Source organism: Xanthomonas sp. JL1, assembly GCF_038405005.1.
In genome coordinates, this window is the sequence record NZ_JBBYGR010000051.1 from 23,985 (window position 1) to 47,138 (window position 23,154).

Here is a 23,154-nt window from a genome sequence, read left to right on the forward strand (position 1 = left end):
GTGGCGGGCAGTCGTCAGGCATGCGTGGATGAAGCGCGCAAGAATCCTGGTGGACGCGTGCTACATGCAGCACCAAGCCCGCGGCCAGGCAGCGAGCGCAGTTGGTTCATCGACGCTTTTAGCGAGCCGTGGCAGTAGCGCCGGACATATCCAGCGTCGCCACCGTGCCCTGCCCTGCGTTGGAATCCAGTTGCAGATGCCAGCCCAGGTGTTCGCATAACCGCCCGATCAATTCCAGCCCGATGCCACTGCCCTGGCGTGCGTTGCCGCGTGCCAGACGCATGTAGATGGCGCTGATCTCTTCCGGCGTCATGCCGTGGCCCGGGTCAGCGATGCGGACGACACCGGGCGCCGATAGCGAGATGCGGATGATGCCGCGATCACTGTTTTCGATGGCGTTGCGCAGCAGGTTACCGATGGCGGTCTGCACGATGGCGACCGGCGCGACCAAGCTGCACGGCGGCAGCGGCTCCTCCAGGACCAGTTGCAGATCCTTGTCGGCGCACAGATGCGTGTGGTCGGCCACGATATCCGGCAGCAGTTTGTCCAGCCGCAACGAATCGCCGCTGCGCACGAGCCGGCCCGGGTCCTTGGCCAGCACCAGCAGCAAGGTGATCAACTGTTCGACCGAGGCACTGGTCTGCGCGATGCGCTGCAGTTGATGGCGTACCGCCGGCGGCGTGCCGGGTTGATCCAGCGCCAACTCCACCGCATTGCCGATCACTGCGATGGGCGTGCGCAATTCGTGGCTGGCGCTGTCGATGAAGGCGCGTTCGCGGTCCACGAACTGGCTGTTGCGCTCAAGATAATCGTTGAGCGCATCGGCAATCACGTACAGCTCGGCACTGCCTTGCGCCCCGACCGCAATCTGCTGCGCGCGCTGCTCCGGACGCAAGCCGCCGATATCGCGCGCCAGTTCAACCAGCGGGCGCACCAGCCGAGCCATCGCATAAGTGCCCATCAGCAAGGTGATGCCGATCAACGCGATGCCCGCGGCCAGCATCCAGCGGGTCAGGAATTTTTCCAGCGCTTCGAAATCGGTGATGTCCAGCACCAGCGCCAGGCGGCCGGCATGCGCGGTGTCGCGCACCATCACTGCACTCTGGCGGCCGGCGATTTCCAGGCCGTCGTGCAAGCCCGGAGGCAGGGTGCGCAAGACCGGTGGTGCGCGCGCGACGTCGTCGATGTGATACAGCCGCAAGGTGTCCGAGTCCTGCCAGTGGTAATCCGGGTTCTGCACGCTGCGCTCGAGAATGCTGTCGAGCTCGGAATTCAGCAACGAGCGCCACACGCCGTGTTCGGCGCGTTCGTGCAGGTACTGCGCAGTGCCGAACACCGCCAGCGTCATCAACAGCGTGTAGCCGAACAACCACACCAGCACGCGGAGACCCAAGGGGCGCTGTTTAGACATCGCTGCTGTCGCCCGCGCCAGGCGCCTCGGCCGCATACAGCTGCGCCAGCCGGTAGCCGAGTCGCGGCAAGGTGTGGATCAGTTTTTCTGCGAACGGGCCGTCCACGCTGCGGCGTAGCTCGTAGATATGCGAGCGCAGCATGTCGCCGTCGGGCGGGTCGTCGTCCCACAGCGACTGCTCCAGGCGTTGCCGCGTCACCGCCGCCGGGCTGGCCTGCATCAGCACTTCGAGCAACTTGCGGCACGCCGGATACAGATGCAGCACCTGGCCGGCGCGGGTGGCCTCCAGGGTGGCCAGGTCCAGCCGCAGGTCGGCCACTTGCAGCAGCTTGCCGCGACGACGGCCATGCGCGCGGGCCAGCAAGGCTTCGATACGCACTTCCAGCTCGGGCAGTGCAAAGGGTTTGGTCAGGTAGTCGTCGGCGCCGGCGCGGAAGCCGGCGATCTTGTCCGGCAGTTCGTCGCGCGCGGTGAGCATGATCACCGGCAGCTCGGATTGGTGCTGTTCGCGCAGCCGGCGCAGCACTTCCGGCCCATCCATGCGCGGCATCATCCAGTCAAGGATCAGGGCGTCGTAGTGGTGGGTGGTGGCCAGGTGCAGGCCGGTGATGCCGTCGGGCGCAGCGTCCAGGGTATACCCGCGCGCTTCGAAGTAGTCGAACAGGTTGGCAACCATATTGCGGTTGTCTTCAATGACCAGCAGCCGCATGAGCGGGGTTCCGGGGCGGCCCAGCAGGCACGGTGTGCGCATCCTAACCGAGGCCAACCAAACACGGCCGGTATCGCCGGTACGGCCTTCCCATCGGTTGCGCTCGAATCCCCCGCGCAACTGCGATGCCTGCGCTGCCACCCTGCATGCGGCGCGCTCTGCTTCGACAAATTTCCGACCCACTTGCAAGATAGTGTGTTCCCGCATTTACTCAGGGCGTGCGCGTGTCGCCTGCCATCGCTGCCTCGCCATCCCGCCAGCGCGCGCTGCTGGCGGCAGTGCTGTTGATCGTTGTCAGCCTGCTGGCCGGTCTGGGCATGCGCCAGCCCAACCCGCCGGACGAACCGCGCTTCGTGCTGGCTGCACGCGCCATGGTCCAGACCGGTCAGTGGCTGTTGCCGCACCGTGGCAGCGAGTTGTACGCCGAAAAACCACCGGTGTTCATGTGGTTGCAGGCAGCGACCTACGCGGCGATACCGCACTGGCCGGTGGCCTTCCTGCTGCCGTCGCTGCTGGCCGCGCTGGCCACGTTGTGGCTGACCTGGGATATCGCGCGCCGGCTGTGGAATCGGCGCGTGGCGGCCTATGCAGTGCTGGCCTTGTTCACCGTGCTGCAGTTCGGCCTGATGGCCAAGCGTGCGCAGATCGACATGGTGCTGGTGGCACTGACCACCCTGTCGTTGTGGGGAATGTTGCGCCACCTGCTGCGCGGGCCGGACTGGCGCGCATGGACGCTGGGCCTGTTTGCCGCCGGTGTCGGCACGGTGACCAAGGGCGTCGGCTTTCTGCCGCTGCTGCTGTTGCTGCCGTGGATGGCGCTGCGACGCACACATGTGAGCGTGTTGCCGGCGCGTGCGCAGGCAGGACGTAGCTGGTTGCTGGTGCTGCCGGCCTTCGTGGCGGGCACTGCAGTGTGGTTGGGTCCGCTGTGCATTGCGCTGCTGCACAGCGACGACCCGCAGTTGCACGCCTATGCACACGAACTGTTGTTCAAGCAGACCGGTACGCGCTACGCGCATGCCTGGCATCACGTCAAACCGTTCTGGTACTACCTGCAGGTGATCGCCACGTTGTGGCTGCCAGGCTGCCTGTTGTTGCCGTGCTTGCTGCCAGCCTGGTGGCGGCGACTACGGCGCGGCGACCCACGCTATGTGCTGCTGCTGGCCTGGAGCGTGTTGGTGCTGCTGTTCTTCAGCGCCAGCCCGGGCAAGCGCGAGGTTTACATCTTCCCGATGCTGCCGGCGCTGTGCATTGCCGCGGCGCCCTTGCTGGCCGGGCTGTTGCGCCAGCGCGGCGTGCGGATGCTGCTGACCGGGTATGTGCTGCTGCTTGCCGTCGCTGGCCTGGTGCTGGGCGGCGGCATTGCGCTGCATCTGCACTGGGCCGAAAACACCGCAGTCAAGCGCGGCATGGAGCTCGCCTCGCTGCAGTGGGTTGGCTTCTGGTTGATCGGCCTGGGCGTGGTCGGCGTGGCCGCGACGACATGGTCGCGTGGCAGACGCGCGGGGATCGCGTTGGTGGTGATGACCACCGCGCTGTGGACGGTGTACGGCCTGGGTCTAATGCCGGCGCTGGATCCGTATAGCTCGTCCGCACGGTTGATGCAGCGCGTGGGCCAGCGCATCGGCCCGGACGCAGAGCTGGGCATGCTGGCCTGGCGCGAACAGAACCTGCTGCAGGCCGATCGCCCGGTGACCGACTTCGGCTTCAAGGCGAGCTGGGAGGAGCAATGGACCAAGGCCGGCCCATGGCTCGCGCAATCGCCGCACACCCGCTGGCTGTTCGTGCTCAAGCAGGCGGTACCGGCATGCATCGATCCGGCGCAACGCATCGCGATCGGCGAGTCCAATCGCAATCAATGGGAATTGCTGCCGGGCACGGCATGGCATGCCGGTTGCATCTCCACTGCGTCCGACGCCGAACCAACCGGTAGCGAAGGCGATGCTGACTGAACGCTTGTTGTAAGATTAACGGCCGAGCAACTCCGGTCCGACCGCTTTCCGACATCCGGGTTTCGAAGATGTCGTACATTGACACAGGCCGACATCTCGATGACAACGCTTCCCAGCCACGTGCCAACCGTGGCGCATACCGCCAGCGGTCTGGAGGCGCACTTCTTTGTGCGCCATCTGTGGCTGCCGCTGGCCTGCGTGCTGCTGGCGAGTGCACTGTTGATGGGCGCCGGTGGCGACCAATGGATTGCCGATGTGCTGTATCGGGTGGAAGGCGGCCACTGGCTGCTCAAGGACCATTGGTTCACCAGTGGCGTGATCCACCGCGTTGGTAAATGGTTGAGCACGGCTGCCGGCGTCGGCGTGCTGGTCCTGGCCATTGTCGCCTGGTGCAGGCCACGCCTGAAGGTGCTGCGCTGGCCGCTGACCTACCTGGCCGCATCGGTCGCACTGTCGACCTCGCTGGTGTCGATGCTCAAGTCGTGGACGGCGATGGATTGCCCGTGGGACCTGAGCCGCTACGGCGGTACGCAAGCGATGATCGGTCTGTTTGAATCGCGTCACGGTATTGCCGCCTCCGGTTGCTTTCCCGCCGGTCATGCCAGTGCCGGCTATGCGTGGGTGGCGCTGTATTTTTGCGCGCTCGCGCTCCGTCCTGCATGGCGGTTTGCAGGTTTGTTCATAGGGTTGGCCGCAGGTCTCATTTTCGGTGTTGCACAACAACTGCGCGGCGCGCATTTTCTCTCGCACGACCTGTGGTCGTTGGCAGTGTGTTGGGTGAGCGCACTTGCACTGTACTGCGTGATGCTGCAACGGCCGCGTCGCGTACTTGGCTTGATGTTGCTAACGGGGAACGCAGCATGAGTACCTGGTTACCGGAACCGCGCAGGCGCAGTGGCCTGCGGGCGCTGACGTGGAGTACGCGGCCGACAGTGTCGACCGAAGCGCTGGTACTGCTGTCGAGTTTATTTTTTGCATTCGTCTGCAATCAGCTCTTCTGGCGCACGGCCATGGCCACGCATCCGGGCAGCATTGGATTTGGCATCTCGTTGATGGCGTTGCTGGTGGCCGTGCATGCGCTGCTGTTGGGCATCGTGGTGTGGCGCTGGAATGCAAAGCCGCTGCTGACGCTGTTGCTGTTTACCACCGCCCTGGCCGCGCACTACATGGACAGCTACAACGTCTATCTGGATGCGGACATGCTGCGCAACGTGCTGCATACCGATCACAAGGAATCGCGTGAGCTGCTCACGCCGGGCCTGATCCTGCCGCTGCTGTGCTACTTCCTGATCCCGAGCGCGCTGCTATGGCGCACGCGTCTGCGCGCGCGCAGCGTGGGCAAGGCGTTCCTAGTGCGGGCAGGTTTTCTGCTGGTCGTGGCGCTGGTAGGTGCTGCGGGCACCATGCTGTCATCGCAGGATATTTCCGCATTGATGCGCAACCATCGCGAAGTGCGCTACCTGGCCACGCCGATCAATTACATCGTGGCACTGCGGCAGAATCTCAAATCCGATTCGCCGATGAAGCGCGCGCCCAAGCAGCCGATCGAACACGACGCCACGGCCACTCCGCGTGCGCCGGGCAGCCGCCCGCGTCTGTTGCTGGTGGTGCTGGGTGAAACCGCACGCGCGCAGAACTGGGGCCTCAACGGCTATGCCCGCCAGACCACGCCGGAGCTGGCGCAGACCGGGGTGATCAACTTCCCGGACATGCATTCGTGCGGCACCAGCACCGAGGTCTCGGTGCCCTGCATGTTCTCGCCGTACGGGCGTCGCGATTACAACGAGGACATGATTCGCAGCCATCAGTCGTTCCTGCACGTGCTGGAACACGCCGGTATTTCGACGCTATGGCGCGACAACCAGTCCGGCTGCAAGGGCGTGTGCGACGGGTTGGAGCTCCAGACGCTGGACGATGCGACCACACCGGGTCTGTGCGCCGATGGCCGCTGCATGGACGAGATTTTGCTGAGCGACCTGGCCGCGCAGGTGCGCGCCAAGCCTGGCGACCGCGTGGTGGTGCTGCATCAACTGGGTAGCCACGGGCCGAGTTACTTCGAACGTTACCCGGCGCAGTTCGAACGCTTCAAGCCCGTCTGCAAGACCGCAGATCTGGGCAGCTGCAGCCGCCAGGACATCGTCAACGCCTACGACAATTCGCTCCTGTACACCGACCATTTCCTCAATCAGGCCATCTACACCCTGCGCGGTCTGCAGGACTACGACACAGCGATGATCTATCTCTCCGATCACGGCGAATCGCTCGGCGAAAAAGGCCTGTATCTGCATGGCGTGCCGTATGCCATTGCGCCCAAGGAGCAGACCCATGTGCCGATGGTGATGTGGTTCTCGCCGGAGTTCGCGCGCGATCGCGGCCTGGATGAAGCCTGCCTGCGCCATCGTGCAGGGCAATACACCGATCAGGACGCGCTGTTCTCGTCGGTACTGGGGTTGATGCAGGTCAAGACCAGCGTCTACGCGTCCGAGCGCGATCTGTTCGCCAAGTGCACAGGCACGACGACGCTGCGCTGATCGGCAGCGCCTGCAGCTAGACCGCCACAGTGGATGCGTGGCGGGTGCTGCCCCTTGCCCTGAAACCCGGTGCGCTCTAGCCTTCGCCGGACTTCACTGCAAGGACCACCCGTGAATCCTCGTTTGCTGTTGCTGGCGTTGGCTGTGGCTGTCGGCACCCTGAGCTTGTCGGCCTGCCGCCGGGATGCGGCACCGCCGGCCAAACCCGTCGCGACCAAGACCGCGCCGGCGGAGAGCGCCGACCAGTTCGTTGCGCGCATCAGCGCCCAATACAAGGCGGCCTATCCGGAAACCACCGCCGCGCAGTGGCTGTCGTCGACCTATATCAACGGCGATTCGCAATTGCTCGCGGCCAAGGCCAACGAGCGCTCGCTGGCGCAGCTGGATCGCTGGATCGAACAATCCAAGCAGTACGCCGGCACACCGATGTCAGCCGACAGCGCGCGCGCGCTGCAGTTGCTGAAATTGATGAGCGCCCTGCCCGCACCGCGCGATGCGGCCAAACTCGCCGAACTCACCCGCATCGCCGCCAAGATGGAAGGCGACTACGGCGCCGGCAGTTACTGCGTGGGCGAAGGCGAACAGCGCCGCTGCCGCCAGCTCGGCGAACTGGAACAAGTATTGGCCAGCAGCCGCGACTACAACGAACAACTCGACGCCTGGCAGGGCTGGCACAGCACCGCACGGCCGATGCGCAAGGATTACCAACGCTTCGTCGAGCTCGCCAACGAAGGCGCGCGCGGATTCGGCTTCGCCGACGTCGGGGTGTTGTGGCGCAGTGGCTACGACATGCCGCCGGCGCAACTGGCCAGCGAAACCGACCGCCTGTGGGAACAGGTCAAAACGCTGTACGTGCAGTTGCAGTGCTATGCGCGCGGCAAACTCGATACGCAATACGGCAAGGACAAGGGCGAGGTGCCTGGCGGTCTGCTGCCTGCACATCTGATGGGCAATATGTGGCAGCAGGACTGGAGCAATCTGTGGGATCTGCTGCAGCCCTACCCCGGGGCCGGCGATCTGGACATTACCTCCGCGCTGGAAAAACAGTACCAGGGCAACCTCACCGCAGTGCTGGCACGCAACACCGGTGGCGTTGGTGGCGCGACCGCACGCTTCAACGCCGAGCACGAAGCGCAGCTGCGCACCGCCAAGCAGATGACCGAGCGCGCGCAGGAGTTCTACACATCGCTGGGCATGCCCAAGCTGCCGGACACCTATTGGCAGCGCTCGCAGTTCATCAAGCCGCTGGACCGCGATGTGGTGTGCCACGCCAGCGCCTGGGATATGAACATGGGTGGCGAGGCGAACCAGAACATCGGCGCGGACGTGCGCACCAAGATGTGCATCCAACCGACCGAAGAAGACTTCACCACCATCTACCACGAGCTCGGCCACCTCTATTACGACCTGGCCTACAAGCCCTTGCCGCCGCTGTTTCAGAACGGCGCCAACGATGGGTTTCACGAGGCGATCGGCGACACCATCGTGCTGGCGATGACGCCCAAGTACCTGCAGTCGATCGGCATGGTGGGCGAGCAACGGACCGGCCGCGAGGCGTTGATCAATTGGCAGATGCGCATGGCGCTGAGCAAGGTGGCGTTCCTGCCGTTCGGTTTGATGATCGACCGCTGGCGCTGGGGCGTGTTCGATGGCTCCATCACGCCCGAGCATTACAACCAGGCCTGGTGGGAACTGAAAGCAAAGTACCAGGGCGTGGCGCCGGTGAGCGCGCGCGGCGAAGACTTCTTCGACCCTGGCGCCAAGTACCACGTGCCGGGCAACACGCCGTACACGCGCTATTTTCTGGCGCATATCCTGCAATTCCAGTTCTACAAAAGCCTGTGCCAGGCCGCTGGCCATCAGGGCCCGCTTTACGAATGCAGCTTCTACGGCAACAAGGATGCCGGGCAGAAGTTCTGGTCGATGCTGCAACGTGGTTCCAGCCAACCCTGGCAAACCACACTGAAGGAACTCACCGGCAACGACAAACTCGATGCCGGCCCGATGCTGGAATATTTCGCGCCAATGAGCGAATGGCTGAAGCAGCAGAATCAGGGGCAGATGTGTGGGTGGCAGGCAGCGGCTGCCGCTCCAGCTAGCACGACAACTGCGCCTGCTGCGCCGCGCTGACACACGGTGCTCACCGTTATGTCACTGCCGGCTCGCGCAACAACATAACCTGTTGTCGCTCAACGCACTTCTGCAACAAGCTCAATTGAGCTTGGCGCCCCCCTGCAACCGTTCGCTCAATTTGGTCTTGAATTGCTCGAACTCCATGCCGTCGGCACGGGCTTCGGCGTGGGCGGCGTCCTTGAGGGCGTCCGAGTAAGTCAGCCGCACCGGCGTGCCCTGGCGCTCGTGCAACTCGGCGGCGCGCATGATCAGCGCAAGCACCTGGGCGGCGCTGGTGCTTTCGCCGGCAATGCGGCCATCCATGCCCAGCACCCATTCGCCGTCGCGGCGGACGATGCCAGCCAATAGCGTACGTTGCTGGTCGCGGAGTTCGGCATGCGGTTCGATCGGAGAGACCGGCGCGGGATTGGCAGCGGCTTGGTTGCGCTGGCGCTCGGCGGCGCGCTTGCGGGCATCACGGCGCAACTTGGAATCGGTGGACATGCAGGCTCCTGTGAGGTCAGAGGTGGTCGGCCGGCTCCAAAGGCACTGCCTTGGTGGCCTGGCGGTGCCGTAACCGGCGGCCGCTGCGGCGTTCCCAACGCAAGAATAGCCAGCCAAGCAAGAAAAAACCGGTCATGCCGATCGCCAGGTCCCGTGGGTGTTCACTCAGCAGCGGCGACAGCACCCCGGCCACCACCGTATTGGTCATCAACTGGGTGAAGGCCTGCAGCAAGGAGGCCAGGCCGCGCTGCTGCGGGTACATGTCCGCCAGCGCCAGGATCGGGAAGATCAGCGCCATGCCGAGGCCCGTCAGGAAGATCGCCAGCACTGCCCACGGCAAGGCGATCTGCGCTACAGCAAAGGTGTAGGCCAGATCGACCAGCGCCGCCACCCCGCAGCAGATGGAGCCGATGCGGATCTGCCGCATCGGCTCCATGCACCCGGACAAGAACGCACCCAGGGTCATGCCGCCGATGGCAGGAATGCATCGCCAGGCGAAGTCGCCTTCGCCCAGCTTCAGATGCTGCATGAATGGTTGCGACCAGCAGCACCAGGCCGAACACCACCAGAAAACGGAAGATCAACGGCCAGCCGGCGCCACTGAGCAGGATCCAGCCGCCGATGATCGGCGCGATGGCTGGTGCAATGCCGAAAATCATCGACACATGGCGCATCAGCCGCTGCGCATCCGGTCCATTGAACAGGTCGCGGATCATCGCCCGCCCGACGATCATACCCACGCCAGCCGACAGGCCCTGCAGCGCGCGGAACGCCAGCAACCTGGGCAAGTCTTGCGACAGCGCACACCCGATCGAGCCAGCGATGAACAACGCCAGCCCGCCCAGGATCATCCGCTCGGCCCCACACATCGGAGAGCGGCCCATGCGCGATGCTCATCAGGCCGTAGGCCAGCAGATAGACGCTGATTGTCTGCTGGATCGCCACCTGGTCCACCGCCGGGCTGCGGCTGAGCTGCGAGAACGCCGGGAAGATGGGGTCGATCGAAAACGGGCCGAACATCGCCAGCCAGGCAAACAGCAGCGCCATGCGATGGGTGGAGGGAAGCAGCAGACGTCATGCGCAACGGCACCCGGAGGGCTGCCAACGCGCAGGCACCGACAGCGGCGCAGGCCAACGACCGCTGCGGCGCGCGCGGGCAGCGGAGGTGGACACTTCACGCCAATGGCCACCGGGTGCGCCCGCGATGTGGATCGGGTGCGCGGCATGCAGAACGCCAGCCGCTGTCGCGCCCGCTGCGTTTCAGTGCATCATCGTCCCGACCAGCCGAGCCCGCGCGCGTGCAGGCAGCGACGAGGCCCGCAGTGCCAAGCGCCACACCGATCAGTCGGCAGCGGCGGCGGAGTGCTCCTGCAGGCGCTGCCATGCGGCGATGGGCTGATCGCTCGTCACCCGTCCCCGTTCCAGGGTGATGACCCGCGCGGCCATGCTGACCGTTTCGCGCCGATGCGCCACGATGATCCGGGTCACCTGCATCGCCTGGATGGCGTGATTGACGCGGTGCTCATTGATGACGTCCAGATGGCTGGTCGCCTCGTCCAGCACCAGGATGCGCGGCGCCCTGTACAGGGCGCGCGCCAGCAAGACGCGTTGCCGCTGCCCGCCAGACAAGCCGGTGCCGGCCTCGCTCAACAACGACGCGTAGCCAAGCGGCATCTGCTCCACCTCCTGGTGTACGCCAGCGATGCGCGCGCAGCGTTCGATCTGCCCCTGGTCCGGCTCCGGGTCGAAAAAACTGATGTTCTCGCTCACAGAACCGGTGAACAGCAGATCGTCCTGCATCACCGTGCCGACGATGCCCCGATAGTGCGCCAGCGCTGCGCGGGTCAGCGGACGCCCGCCGATCTTCACTTGCCCGGTACTGGGTTGCAGCAGCCCGAGGATCACTTTCACCAGGGTGGTCTTGCCGCATCCTGACGGGCCGGTAATAGCCACGCATTCGCCGCTGCCAATCCGTATGTTGACCTCTTCGAGCACCGCAGGGGCATCGTCAGCGTAGCGAAAACCGATGCCACACACTTCGATGGTGGTGTCGCTCCAGTCTGGCGCATCAACCCGCTGATCGGCATCTTCGCGCGGCTGATGGACGATGTCGGCCACCCGCTCCAGATGGACGCGCAGCAGGCGGAACTCCACCAGCCGGTCAATCAGCGCGGACAAGCGCATGGCGAATTGCTCGCGATAGGCCATGAACGCCAGCAGCATGCCCAGCGATAGCTCCGCGCGCAGGATCGCGAACGCGGCAAGCCAGATCACCAGCACGCGCTCGCCCCCAAACAGCAAGAGCTTGATCGCCGACTGCCAGACCTCACCCTGCGCCAGGCGCAGTTGCGCATTGGTCTGTTCGGCCAGCAGATGGGTCCAATCCATGCGCCGCACCTGCTGGCGACCGAACAGCCGCACGCCCTGGATGCAGCGCACGCTTTCCAGCAAGTGGGTGTGCTGGCGCGCGTCCCACAGCAGCTGCTCGGCTGTCGCCTCGCGCATCCGGCTCAGCCACAGCAGACGCGTCGCCGCATACAGCGCCACCGCCACCAGCGTGATCGCGCTGAGGCCAGCGCTGTACACCAGCATCAGGCCCAGGGTGCCGACCACCAGCACACCATCGACCAACGTCTGGGTGAATCCGGTCGTCAAGGTGCGCTGTACCTGCGTGATCGAGGCGAAACGCGACTGGATGCCGCCGAGGTGACGCTTCTCGAAATACGCCAACGGCAGCGCGAGCAGGTGCGCGAAGACCTGCCCCATCCATTGAAAGCCCAACTGCGCCGAAACGCTGGCGATCAACCATCCACGCAGCAGACCGATGCAGGACTGCAGCACCACCACCAGCAGGAACCAGGCACCGAGGACATGGATCAGCCCGATGTCGGCCGACGGCACCGCCTGATCGACGATCCACTGCAGTTGGAACGGCATGCCCAGGCTGAGCACCTCCAGCGCGAATGCCAACGCCAGCACCTGCCAGACCGCCCGTCCAAGCCCGTGGACGCGACCGATCAACGAGGACAATGCCACTGGCGGTGCCGCAGCTTGCGCACGGAAATCGGCGGTCGGGCTGAGTTCCAGCGCGATCCCGGAAAAATGCCGAGCGAATTCACCCGGCGTGAGCACACGTGGCCCGCTGGCCGGATCGTGGATCTGCAGACGGCGGGCACCCGCCCGCTTGAGCACCACGAAATGATTCAGATCCCAATGCACGATGCAGGGCAGTTGCAGATCCGGCACCCCGTCCATCTCCAGCCTTAGCGCGCGCGCCTGCAAACCGAGCGCCTGCGCGATCGCGACCAGATTGGCCAGGTTGGTTCCCTGGCGCGACAGCAGGAAACGACGACGCAGTTCGGCCAGACCAATCTGGCAACCGTGGTAGTGGGCGATCATGGCCATGGCCGCCAATCCGCATTCGCCGACCTGCCCCTGCAAGATCATCGGCAGCGCGCGTTCGCCGGACGCTCTGCGCAGCTGCGCCAACCAGCGGCTCATCGCAGCGTGCCGTGCAGGCTGGACAGCGGCTCGAAGGCCCACTGCGAGAAGCGCCGCCATTCCAATGCCAGCGTGCCCTGCACGCGCATGCCCGGTCGCAGCACCGCAGCATGTCCTGCACGCAGGGCGGCATCCCCGGCCAGGCGCACCCGCATGCGGTACAACGGTTCGCTCGCCAACGGCGCGTCGGCACGCGGCGGTTCGGGCACGGCGGCGATCTCGACCACACGCCCGGCAAATTGGCCATAGTGCTGGTAGGGCAAGGCATCGAAGCGCAGTTGCACCGGGATGCCGGGGCCGATCAGCCCTGCCGCCCGGGAGGGTGCGTACAACACCACTTCGGTCGCCGTCGAGGTCGGCAGCAGATCGGCCAGCCGCTGCCCCTGCCCGACCGCCTGCCCACGCTGCAGCGGTCGCAACGCCACACGCCCTGCACGCGGAGCGCGCACTTCCCAACGCGAGGCGGCTGCCTGCTCGATCGCCGTACGCCGGTCCGCCTGCAGGCTGGCACCGGCCAGCGCCAATTGTTGGCGCAAGCTCACCGGCAGTTGCTGCAACTCGGCCTGGGCCTGCGCCAGGGCATCGGCCAAGGTCAAGCGCTCGCGCTGCAGTTCCAATGCATGCGCGCGTTGGTCGAGCACGTCGGCCTGCTTCTCATCGACGAATTGCTGACTGACCAGGCCACGCGTCAAGGCGGTGCGGTAACGCTGCTCGATGGATTGGGTCAGCTGCTGCCGATGGCGCAGCACGCCAAGCTCGGCGTCGACCTGCTCCAGGCGGTTGCGCAGGCCGGCCAGCGCCCGCGCGGCCGCTTGCTGCTGCAAGCGGCCCTGGGCGCGCAGTTGGACCATCGCTTCGGCAGTCAGGCGCTGCTGCTCGGCGAGCACGGCAGCGGCCTGCTGGCTTGGCCGCCCGCGATCATCCCGATGCTCGGCCGCCAACACGAACAGCACCTGACCAGCGGCAACCCTCTGGCCCTGCACGACGCCGACGTTTGCCACCACGCCCGATTGCGGGGTGGTGATGGCGATCATTCCGTCAGCCGGGACGACAGCGCCATACAAGGTCTGGCGACGCGCGAACCCCAGGCAGAAAAATCCCACCAGCAGCAGGATCACCGTTGCCATCAGCACGCCCACGCACCAACCCAGCGCGCCACGCTGGCGAAGCACCACTGGCCCCAGCCGACTGCGCTGCTGCGCATCCATCACCTCGCGCCGAAACAAGCGCGTCATCGGCCGGCGGCCGCCGACGCCCCGGCGTGCTGTCCACCGGTGCTGTACTGCGCGCGCCTGCTCATACCAGCAGCGCTCCATGCGAAGGCGCGCTTTCCCAGAAGGCCAGCTCCTGCAGCTGATCGAACAGCGCCGGCGGCAACACGCTGCGACGTGGTACGTAATGCACCCCGCGACGCACGCGATGCAGGCCTGGCATCTGCAGCGCGGCATCGAAACGTTCTGCCTCGGCCTGGACACCGGCATAGTCGTGCGCGAACGCCGGCAATTGCAGGAAGGCGTAGACCTGCTCCATCGCCTGCGCCGGCCGCTGCGCCAAGGTGTCGTAGCGCAGCAGCAACAGGCGATCAGCATGGTCGCCGTAGAACGCCTGGCGCAGCCCGTCCAGCGCATAGCCCACCACGCCCCGCGGCGCGGTCAGCAGATCCGCGTGCATCGACACTGAATCCTCCGGGTCGTAGCCGAACAGCGCCGACAAACGGAACGGCTGGCTCTGCGCCAGGCGCTCGAAGCTATCGACGATCCAACCAACATCGCGTACGCAACAAATCATGCGGCTGCGCGGAAACAGCCTCGCCAGTCCCGTCAGGCGACTGCACCAGGCACGGTTGGTGTCGAACACCGTGCCCAGCTCCTGGCGATTCTGGTAGTAGGCGTCGAATACCGCACGCAGCAGCCGCACGCGCTGTGCGTCGTCGATCTGCACGTTGGAGGGATGTTCCTCGCTCATGCCCATCAGCATCGCCGCGTAGAGTCGCGCAACCGGCGAGGTGACAAGGGATGTTCCTCGCTCATGCCCATCAGCATCGCCGCGTAGAGTCGCGCAACCGGCGAGGTGACATCGGCGTGCAGCTGCGGATTCTGCCGCAGCAACGCGGCCAGCAGGGACGAGCCCGCACGCGGCAGCCCGGAAATGAAATGGTAGTCCACGTCGCGCCTCCCCTGTCCGATGCTGGTCGGCGGCGGCATGCCGGCGGGACGCATCGCCAGCCAAGCGTGCATCGTGCGCCACAGCACACGCGGACACACTGCGCAAAAGCGCTGCGCTTTGCGAATGCCGGCGATCCGGCTGAGCGGTCGGCAGCGCTTGCAGTGACCGGCATCACATCGCCGTGCACCGGCACGGACCTGGCGGATGCGACGTTCGTTCCCGCGCACACACCGTCGTGCGCCGGCCTGGGGTCGCAAAGGCAGCCGCGCAGGCTGGAGCCCATGGTCCTGCCACCGGCTCTGCGCTCCAGCGGCCACTGTCGTCTCATCGGCCACCCGCCACCGGGCAGATGGACCAGACGATCACGCCGCCGTCCCTTCAGGCGCTGTGACGGTGCGTAAGAAGGGCACAACCTGCGAGGACGTCAGAATGAACCACTCGAAAAAATCGCCCACCAAGGGTGCGGCATCGCTGCAGCGGCCCGCCGGGGCCAAGGGCCGACCGGAGCCGCTCGACCAGCGTCTGTGGAAGCATGTCGGCGGTGGGGACTATCCCCCGCCGGGCGCGAATCCCAAGCACGATCCGCCGCCGCGCAACCCCGGGCACCATTGATCCGCCTGCGCTAGCAGGAGCGAGCGAGCGGGCGTTGCCGTTGCCGGACCACCCGGTAACGGGGAGAACAGCGAGCGCTGAAACCCTGGAGGCCGGACCAGGCGACTGGTTCGGCCTCCAGCGGCTCATGACCCCGCGACGCGTTTCGCCAAGCGGCCGGGCGCTGGCTATACTAGCCGGGCAACACGGTGGGAGAAGCGGCATTGCCGCTGCCGAAGGCGCAACAGCCCGTAATCGCTCAGGCCCGATACCATCCGCAGGACAACTCTGGAGAGACCGGCCGATGCCGGCGCCGAAGGGGCACGAAACGCAGGCGGGCCACGCGCCTTGACGCGTTTTTAAACTCTCAGGCAAAAGGACAGAGGGGCGCGAGGAAGACCGTCGCTGCGGCAGGTCGTGGGGCGCACGCGCGCGTCATGCCAGTTGCGGTGCGGGTCGACCATTCGTCTGCCCCTGCCCCGGATGCCCGCCATGTCCCAGACCCCCTCTTCCCTGCGCGACCTCGAACACCACAGCGCGTTCGTCGAACGCCATATCGGCCCCAACGACGCGGAAATCGCGCAGATGCTGGAGGTGGTCGGCCACGCCTCGCTGGATGCGCTGACCGATGCCATCGTGCCGGGCAACATCAAGTCGCCCGCACCACTGGCGCTGCCCGAGGCGCTCACCGAAGAAGAAGCACTGGTCAAGATCCGCGCCATCGCCGACAAGAACACCGTGTACCGCAACTTCATCGGCCAGGGCTACTACGGCACCCACACGCCGAAGGTCATCCTGCGCAACATCCTGGAAAACCCCGCCTGGTACACCGCCTACACGCCGTACCAGGCGGAAATCTCGCAAGGCCGCATGGAGGCGCTGATCAACTTCCAGACCCTGTGCGCCGACCTCACCGGCATGCAGATCGCCAACGCCTCGCTGCTGGACGAAGCCACCGCCGCGGCCGAAGCGATGACGCTGGCCAAGCGTTCGGCCAAGTCCAGGTCCGACATCTTCTTCGTGCACGACGCGGTGCATCCGCAGACGCTGGAACTGCTGCGCACGCGCGCCGAGCCGCTGGACATCATGCTGCGCGTCGGCACCCCGGAAGAAGCGCTGCAGGCCGAGTGCTTCGGCGTGTTGCTGCAGTACCCAGACAGCTTCGGTCACATCGGCGATCACGCTGCACTGGCAGAAGCCGTGCACGCACAAGGCGGACTGGTCGCAGTGGCCACCGATCTGCTGGCGCTGACCTTGATCGCCGCCCCGGGCCAATGGGGTGCGGACATCGTGGTCGGCAACTCGCAGCGCTTCGGCGTGCCGTTCGGTTTCGGTGGCCCGCATGCCGCCTTCATGGCCTGCCGCGACGCCTACAAGCGCTCGATGCCCGGCCGTTTGATCGGCGTGTCGATCGATGCCGCCGGCAACCCGGCGTATCGCTTGACCCTGCAGACCCGCGAGCAACATATCCGCCGCGAAAAGGCCACGTCCAACATCTGCACTGCGCAGGTGCTGCTGGCGGTGATGGCGTCGATGTATGCGGTGTATCACGGCCCCGATGGGCTGACCCGCATCGCGCGTCGCACCCATCGCCTGGCCGCCATTCTGGCTGCCGCATTGCGTGGCGCTGGCGTTACCGTGGGCGAGCATTTCTTCGATACGCTGCACGTCAAGGCGATCGATGCCGATGCCATCCACGCCCGTGCGCGTGCGGCCGGTATCAATCTACGCGCCATCGACAGCGAAGCGGTCGGCATCAGCCTGGATGAAACCACTACGCGCGCCGACGTGGTTGCGCTGGCCCAGCTGTTCGGTGCCATGGCCGATGTGGACGCACTCGATGCGGCCACCGCCGATGCCCTGCCCCAAGGCCTGCTGCGCAGCAGTGCCTTCCTGACGCACCCGGTGTTCAACACCCACCACAGCGAACACGAACTGCTGCGTTACATGCGCTCGCTGGCCGACAAGGATCTGGCGATGGATCGCACCATGATCCCGCTGGGCAGCTGCACCATGAAGCTCAATGCCACCGCTGAAATGATTCCGGTGACCTGGCCCGAGTTCGGCGCCATCCATCCGCTCGCACCGGCAGAACAATCGGCCGGCTACGCGCAGCTGATCGACGAACTGGAAGCGATGCTGGTCGAGTGCACCGGCTACGACGCGGTGAGCCTGCAACCCAATTCCGGTGCGCAGGGCGAATATGCCGGCCTGCTGGCGATCCGCGCGTATCACCGTTCGCGCGGTGAAGCGCATCGCGATATCTGCCTGATTCCCGAATCCGCGCACGGCACCAACCCGGCCTCGGCGCAGATGTGCGGCATGACCGTGGTGGTGACCAAGTGCGACGCCAACGGCAACGTGGACGTGGATGACATCCGCGCCAAGGCGGAGAAATATTCCGACCGTCTCGCGGCGTTGATGATCACCTACCCCTCCACGCACGGCGTGTTCGAAGAAGACGTGGTGGCCATCTGCGAAGCGGTGCATGCCCATGGCGGCCAGGTCTACACCGACGGCGCCAACATGAACGCGCTGGTTGGCGTGGCCAAGCCCGGCAAGTGGGGCTCGGACGTATCGCACCTCAATCTGCACAAGACCTTCTGCATCCCGCACGGCGGCGGCGGCCCGGGCGTAGGCCCGTGTGCGGTGAAGTCGCATTTGGCGCCGTTCCTGCCGCGTGCCGGCCTCCATGCCGGCGAAGGTCAAACTGCCGCCATCCATGGCGGCGGATTCAACTCCGGAAGCGGGAGTGGACACTCCTCGCGCATCGGCGGCATGGTCAGCGCGGCCGCCTACGGCTCCGCCTCGATCCTGCCGATCAGCTGGATGTACGTGACCATGATGGGCAGCGCCGGTCTGCGCAAGGCCACGCAGGTGGCACTGCTCAACGCCAACTACATCGCCAAGCGTCTGGCACCGCATTACAAGACGCTCTACACCGGCCGCAACGGGCTGGTGGCGCATGAGTGCATTCTCGATGTGCGCCCTCTGGAAAAGACCAGCGGCATCGGCGCCGAAGACATCGCCAAGCGGCTCATCGACTTCGGCTTCCACGCACCGACGTTGAGCTTCCCGGTCGCCGGCACGCTGATGGTGGAACCGACCGAAAGCGAATCGCAGCACGAACTGGACCGCTTCATCGACGCGATGATCCAGATCCGCGAAGAGATCCGCGCCATCGAAGACGGCCGTCTGGACCGCGAGGACAACCCGCTCAAGCACGCACCGCATACCGCAACGCAGGTGTCGGCCAGCGAGTGGACCCACGCTTACCCGCGCGAACTGGCCGCCTTCCCGCTGCCCAGCCTCAAGCAGCAGAAGTACTGGCCGCCGGTGGCGCGCGTGGACAACGTGTATGGCGACAAGAACGTGATGTGCGCGTGCATCCCGGTGGATGCGTATAAGATCCCGGTGGATGCGTATAAGGAAGATGCCGAAGCCTGAGCGTCGGACGTACGCAGTAGAACTAAAGAAACCCCAGCCGGGGACGGCTGGGGTTTTTCGTGCCGCACGGTGCGCGATGTCAGGCTGGACGCACCCGCTGGCTGCGTCCGTCCAAAGGCGGCGTGATCGCATCGCCACCACCGCCAGCGTTGGCCTGCGCGGCAAACCATCTGCAGGCCAGGCGCCGCATGCAGTCGCTGGCGCACACGACGGCGCACCTGGGGGAAATGCCCAGCGGTTAGCACTGCCTGATCAGGCATATCGCTCGCAGCGCTGGGAGCCTGCCGGCGCGACACGCGGTTGTCGGTGGGCGACGCCCTGGGCTACTGTTGCGCGCACACCACTTTGTCGAAGCCGACGACAGCAGCACCTTCAACGACCTGGGCATCGTGCTGCAGGGGCACCGGCTGGCCTGCGGCTGCCATGCCCTGAGCACGCTGGGCGCCAGCTTCGATGTCACCCCCACCGCACCACACGCCGGAGGCGCGGCCGCGGCGGCCTCCGGCCTGCAGCAGGCCGGCAGCGCGATCGGCGCCGGCCTGCTCGCCAACGCGCTGCAACGCCATGACAGCGCCCCGCCGTTCTCCGGCCGCTTCGAACTGCTGGACCAAGCCAGCCGGCAACCGGTCGCCGGCCGGCGCGTGCGCCTGAGCACGCCCAGCGGCAAGCAGCTGGACTGCGTGACCGACGCACACGGCATGACCGACTGGCTGGCCAGCGACATCGACGAGCCACTGATGTTCCAGTTGCTGGATGCCGACGAGGACATCGCGCCATGAGCAACGAGCCCGCACTACCGCAGGACCAGGGCAGCCTGGCCGTCGATGGCCGCACCAACCAAGCCGGCGTCGGCCGCGCCAAGCCGCAGGACATGGCCGTGCTGTGCCCGATCATCTGCAGCTGCCTGCACGACCCGCTGACCGGCGTGGCCGGGCAGAAGCTCTATCAACTGTGCGTCTCCAGCAAACTGCGCAGCCTGGACTGGAACCACATGTCCCGCTACAAGCCCGAGGTCAACTACGACATGACCCAGCAGCCGCCCGCGCCGATCATGGACAGCGGCCTGGCCACCAAGGCGCACGACTGGCTCAAGGGCTGGATCGACAAGTATTGGGACGAGCCGGGCAAGGACCGTCCACCGTTCCGCCCGCGCGCCGGGCTGATCCGCCGCCCGGACGTGGTGACCGTCATCGACCCCACCCGGCCACCGACCCAGGACAATCTGGAGGACGTGATCGAGATAAAGTTTCCGGGGGATGAGATGAGTGACGCTCAGCGAGAAGACTACAGGCGCATCGCGGGTAAGGATCCGATACTGCTTGAGTCATCGGAGTGCAAATGCAGCAAGCAAGAGCAGCCGCAAAAGCACGTTGCTCCGGTAGAGATCGAGCAATTGGCGCCAGTGGCAACTCTAGCTGCCTGGCTAGCCTTCCTGGCTTCCGGCGGCCGCAGCCCAATCCCCGCAAGGTAAGCAATTCATGAGCAATGACGAATGGACAAAACTTCTAGCCGAACACGAAGGCAAACTATCGCTGCCGGGCGGCCTGTTGATGCGTTCTGGCCCCAGGGATTACGTGGGCACGGTGCTGGCGATCACTGGCACGCTTTACTACAAGGGCGGCTATACCACCCCGGTGCGTGAGGCGATCTGCGCCTGCTTCGATCAGTACGTGGCGACCATCGGCGACGAGTTACGCTGGCTGATCAAGGACGAAACCAAGCCGGTGCAGTTCAAACGCGCAAAGCCCTTGCGCGACTGGCTACTGAAACTCGACCCGGACGACTCGGCGATCTTTGGCTACACCGCTGGCGACAAGCCAGAGGACGCAAGCGCGTACCAGTTCTACGACGCCAACCTTCGTCAATGGCAGGAAATGCGTAGCTGGGGACTTAACGCCTTACGCTTCTCTGTGCCGCTGAAATTTGCCCTAGATCACCCGTCTGCATTCCAGCGACTCTTCGTGGATTTCGCGGGCAGGCTAAAGGCCGAACACGGACACGGAGGACATGGCTTCGTGCTTTCACTGTTGAATAATCATTTGGATGCACCTACCGAAGCATATATGTCCCAAAAGTTACGTGGCGCCGACGTTGGCCGACCCAGCGGCGTTGCCCGACAGATCCTAGACGGCATCAAAACCGTCTCCTGGCTCACCGCCATCAACCACGCCATGTTGCAGCAACTCGACGGCGGTACCGGCCTGGACGCGCTGCGCAACGAACTGCCCGGCAACTGGTTCGCCTACTACGACTATGGCGCCGGCACCGTCATCCAGGCCGGCCCCGTGCCGGAGATCGCCAGCGTCGACGACGACCCCATGCCCGCCACCTACTTGCTGGTCAATCACCTGCTCAAGCGCTTCCGCAGCACCACCCTCAAGGACTTCCACGGCGCCACCCTGGGCGGGGAACCCTTCCTGGGCGTGGTCGGCACCGCGCAATGGCTGCGACGCTTCGACATCCCCGACGAAGAGCTCATGACCTACCAGGCCAAGCTGCTGAACATGCCCAAGTTGAAGCCCGACACGGTGCTGCCCGAGCGGCTATGACGCACGGGCGCTCCCTGATCGATGCCGCCTGGGCCAACCTCCTCACCGAGCACGAAGGCAAGCTGGAGCTGCCGGGCGGCCTGTTGATGCGTTCTGGCCCAAGGGATTACGTGGGCACGGTGCTGGCGATCACTGGCACGCTTTACTACAAGGGCGGCTATACCACCCAGGTGCGTGAGGCGATCTGCGCCTGCTTCGATCAGTATGTGGCGACCATTGGCGACCAGTTACGCTGGTTGATCAAGGATGAGACAAAGCCGGTGCAATTCAATCGCTCCAAGCCCTTGCGCGATTGGTTGCTTAAACTGGACCCAGACGACTCACCGCTCTTCGCCTATACCGGCGGCAATAAGCCTGAGGACGCGAGCGCATTCGAGTTTTACACTGGAAACTTACGGCAGTGGCAAGAACAGCGCAGCTGGGGGCTCAATGCCCTGCGTTTTTCAGTGCCGCTGAAATTTATAGCGCAGCATCCTTCGACTTTCCAACATCTTTTCGTCGACTTTGCCCGTCGCCTCAGGGCCGAGCATGGGCATGGCGGCTACGGGTTTGTACTCTCACTTATGGGAGACGCGGATGCGCCGACCGAGGCGTACATGTCGCAGAAACTACACGGCGCAGACGTCGGCGACCCGACGAGTATTGCGCGCAAAGTCCTAGACGGCATCAAAACCGTCTCTTGGCTCACCGCCATCAATCATTCGATGTTGCAGCAACTCGACGGCGGTACCGGCCTGGACGCGCTGCGCAACGAGCTGCCCGGCGACTGGTTCGCCTACTACGACTATGGCGCCGGCACCGTCATCCAGGCCGGCCCCGTGCCGCAGATCGCCAGCGTCGACGACGACCCCATGCCCGCCACCTACGTGCTGGTCAATCACCTGCTCAAGCGCTTCCGCAGCACCACCCTCAAGGACTTCCACGGCGCCACCCTGGGCGGGGAGCCCTTCCTGGGCGTGGTCGGCACCGCGCAATGGCTGCGACGCTTCGACATCCCCGACGAAGACCTCGTGACCTACCAGGCCAAGCTGCTGAACATGCCCAAGTTGAAGCCCGACACGGTGCTGCCCGAGCCGCTATGACACACGGGCGCTCCCCGATCGATGCCGCCTGGGCCAACCTCCTGGCTGGGCACGCAGACAAGCTGGAGTTGCCGGGCGGCCTGTTGATGCGTTCTGGCCCTGAGAACCTGTTCACGATCTTATTCAACCCGTGCAAACTCCACGAATGCGCGAGAAGAACGATCCAAGTGACGTGAGCCGTGAGCGGTTCGAGCAAATTCGCCCGATTCTGGAGCAAGCCCGCAAGCGCGACGTCCCCCCATCCTGAGTAGCAGTCGGGTTTAGAGTCCGGGGTTGATGATCTCGCTATTGGCCAACTGCTGGGCATAGGCCGCCGGCGTCATTCCGCCGATTGTTTTTTGGGGCGGTGTTCGTTGTATTCGCGGCGCCAGCGTTCGATCTCGGTGCGCGCATGCAGCAGCGTTGGGAACCAGTGTTCGTTGAGGCATTCGTCGCGTAGCCGGCCGTTGAAGGATTCGACGTAGGCATTCTGGTTCGGCTTGCCAGGCTGGATCTGGCGTAGCTGCACACCATTGGCATGCGCCCAGGCGACCATGGCCTTGCCACAGAACTCCTTACCATTGTCGGTGCGGATCACCTTCGGCAGGCCACGACTGTGT

General features: G+C 65.2%; 15 protein-coding genes, 4 pseudogenes and 1 riboswitch. Of the genes and pseudogenes, 11 read left to right on the plus strand and 8 right to left on the minus strand.

Going from position 1 to position 23,154, the window contains the following annotated elements:
• Positions 1 to 118: 118 nt before the first annotated feature.
• Both WJW29_RS11970 and WJW29_RS11975 read right to left on the minus strand, forming a co-directional pair.
• Positions 119 to 1,411 carry a HAMP domain-containing sensor histidine kinase gene (locus WJW29_RS11970; RefSeq protein ID WP_027703305.1) on the minus strand — a complete coding sequence of 431 codons (1,293 nt, stop codon included), beginning with the start codon at positions 1,409 to 1,411 and terminating at the stop codon, positions 119 to 121.
• A complete protein-coding gene (locus tag WJW29_RS11975; RefSeq protein WP_011409239.1) occupies positions 1,404 to 2,120 on the minus strand; it encodes a response regulator transcription factor in 717 nt (238 codons plus the stop codon). The genes WJW29_RS11970 and WJW29_RS11975 overlap by 8 nt, the downstream gene beginning before the upstream one ends.
• 218 nt (positions 2,121 to 2,338) lie before the next feature.
• Between WJW29_RS11975 and WJW29_RS11980 the strand changes: the two genes are divergently transcribed.
• The 4 genes from WJW29_RS11980 to WJW29_RS11995 all read left to right on the plus strand — a co-directional run bounded on the left by WJW29_RS11980 (position 2,339) and on the right by WJW29_RS11995 (position 8,733).
• Entirely contained in the window at positions 2,339 to 4,072 is a 1,734-nt protein-coding gene (locus WJW29_RS11980) for a glycosyltransferase family 39 protein (RefSeq protein ID WP_041182250.1), read from the plus strand.
• Positions 4,073 to 4,171: 99 nt separating this feature from the next.
• Positions 4,172 to 4,936, plus strand: coding sequence for a phosphatase PAP2 family protein (locus WJW29_RS11985; protein WP_011409241.1), 765 nt, complete (start codon positions 4,172 to 4,174; stop codon positions 4,934 to 4,936).
• Positions 4,933 to 6,603: a phosphoethanolamine--lipid A transferase gene (locus WJW29_RS11990; protein WP_011260003.1), complete on the plus strand. Its 1,671-nt coding sequence runs from the start codon at positions 4,933 to 4,935 to the stop codon at positions 6,601 to 6,603. Before WJW29_RS11985 ends, WJW29_RS11990 begins: the two co-directional genes overlap by 4 nt.
• Positions 6,604 to 6,714: 111 nt before the next feature.
• The gene (locus WJW29_RS11995) at positions 6,715 to 8,733 is read left to right on the plus strand and encodes a M2 family metallopeptidase (RefSeq protein WP_011409243.1); all 2,019 of its coding nucleotides are present in this window, start codon (positions 6,715 to 6,717) and stop codon (positions 8,731 to 8,733) included.
• Positions 8,734 to 8,814: 81 nt separating this feature from the next.
• Here the strand turns inward: WJW29_RS11995 and WJW29_RS12000 are convergent, their stop codons facing one another.
• From WJW29_RS12000 to raxST, 5 genes and pseudogenes are all read right to left on the minus strand, one after another.
• Positions 8,815 to 9,219: a hypothetical protein gene (locus WJW29_RS12000; RefSeq protein WP_011260005.1), complete on the minus strand. Its 405-nt coding sequence runs from the start codon at positions 9,217 to 9,219 to the stop codon at positions 8,815 to 8,817.
• A gap of 16 nt (positions 9,220 to 9,235) precedes the next feature.
• Positions 9,236 to 10,266 (minus strand): annotated as a pseudogene (locus WJW29_RS12005) (MFS transporter).
• Between the two features lie 294 nt (positions 10,267 to 10,560).
• Positions 10,561 to 12,720, minus strand: coding sequence for a peptidase domain-containing ABC transporter RaxB (raxB, locus tag WJW29_RS12010; protein ID WP_041182251.1), 2,160 nt, complete (start codon positions 12,718 to 12,720; stop codon positions 10,561 to 10,563).
• Positions 12,717 to 13,955: an HlyD family efflux transporter periplasmic adaptor subunit gene (locus tag WJW29_RS12015; protein ID WP_011409246.1), complete on the minus strand. Its 1,239-nt coding sequence runs from the start codon at positions 13,953 to 13,955 to the stop codon at positions 12,717 to 12,719. Before WJW29_RS12015 ends, raxB begins: the two co-directional genes overlap by 4 nt.
• A gap of 61 nt (positions 13,956 to 14,016) precedes the next feature.
• Positions 14,017 to 14,885: pseudogene (gene raxST, locus WJW29_RS12020) on the minus strand (RiPP modification sulfotransferase RaxST).
• A 430-nt stretch (positions 14,886 to 15,315) separates the two neighbouring features.
• On the opposite strand from raxST, the gene raxX reads away from it, so the two are divergent.
• The 7 genes and pseudogenes from raxX to WJW29_RS12055 all read left to right on the plus strand — a co-directional run.
• Positions 15,316 to 15,498: a RaxX family RiPP gene (raxX, locus tag WJW29_RS12025; RefSeq protein WP_027703308.1), complete on the plus strand. Its 183-nt coding sequence runs from the start codon at positions 15,316 to 15,318 to the stop codon at positions 15,496 to 15,498.
• Positions 15,499 to 15,755: 257 nt separating this feature from the next.
• Positions 15,756 to 15,870, plus strand: a riboswitch (glycine riboswitch).
• Positions 15,871 to 15,960: 90 nt separating this feature from the next.
• Positions 15,961 to 18,924: an aminomethyl-transferring glycine dehydrogenase gene (gene gcvP / locus WJW29_RS12030; RefSeq protein ID WP_178383675.1), complete on the plus strand. Its 2,964-nt coding sequence runs from the start codon at positions 15,961 to 15,963 to the stop codon at positions 18,922 to 18,924.
• Between the two features lie 329 nt (positions 18,925 to 19,253).
• Positions 19,254 to 19,703: a hypothetical protein gene (locus WJW29_RS12035; RefSeq protein WP_011260010.1), complete on the plus strand. Its 450-nt coding sequence runs from the start codon at positions 19,254 to 19,256 to the stop codon at positions 19,701 to 19,703.
• Positions 19,700 to 20,395: a VRR-NUC domain-containing protein gene (locus tag WJW29_RS12040; RefSeq protein WP_113186839.1), complete on the plus strand. Its 696-nt coding sequence runs from the start codon at positions 19,700 to 19,702 to the stop codon at positions 20,393 to 20,395. The genes WJW29_RS12035 and WJW29_RS12040 overlap by 4 nt, the downstream gene beginning before the upstream one ends.
• Positions 20,396 to 20,402: 7 nt before the next feature.
• Entirely contained in the window at positions 20,403 to 21,473 is a 1,071-nt protein-coding gene (locus tag WJW29_RS12045; RefSeq protein ID WP_011409251.1) for a type VI immunity family protein, read from the plus strand.
• Positions 21,470 to 22,555: a type VI immunity family protein gene (locus tag WJW29_RS12050; RefSeq protein ID WP_011409252.1), complete on the plus strand. Its 1,086-nt coding sequence runs from the start codon at positions 21,470 to 21,472 to the stop codon at positions 22,553 to 22,555. Before WJW29_RS12045 ends, WJW29_RS12050 begins: the two co-directional genes overlap by 4 nt.
• Before the next feature lie 145 nt (positions 22,556 to 22,700).
• Positions 22,701 to 22,784, plus strand: a pseudogene (locus WJW29_RS12055) (IS5/IS1182 family transposase); the annotation flags it as partial.
• Positions 22,785 to 22,815: 31 nt separating this feature from the next.
• On the opposite strand, the pseudogene WJW29_RS12060 reads toward WJW29_RS12055, so the two are convergent.
• Positions 22,816 to 23,154, minus strand: a pseudogene (locus WJW29_RS12060) (integrase core domain-containing protein); the annotation flags it as partial.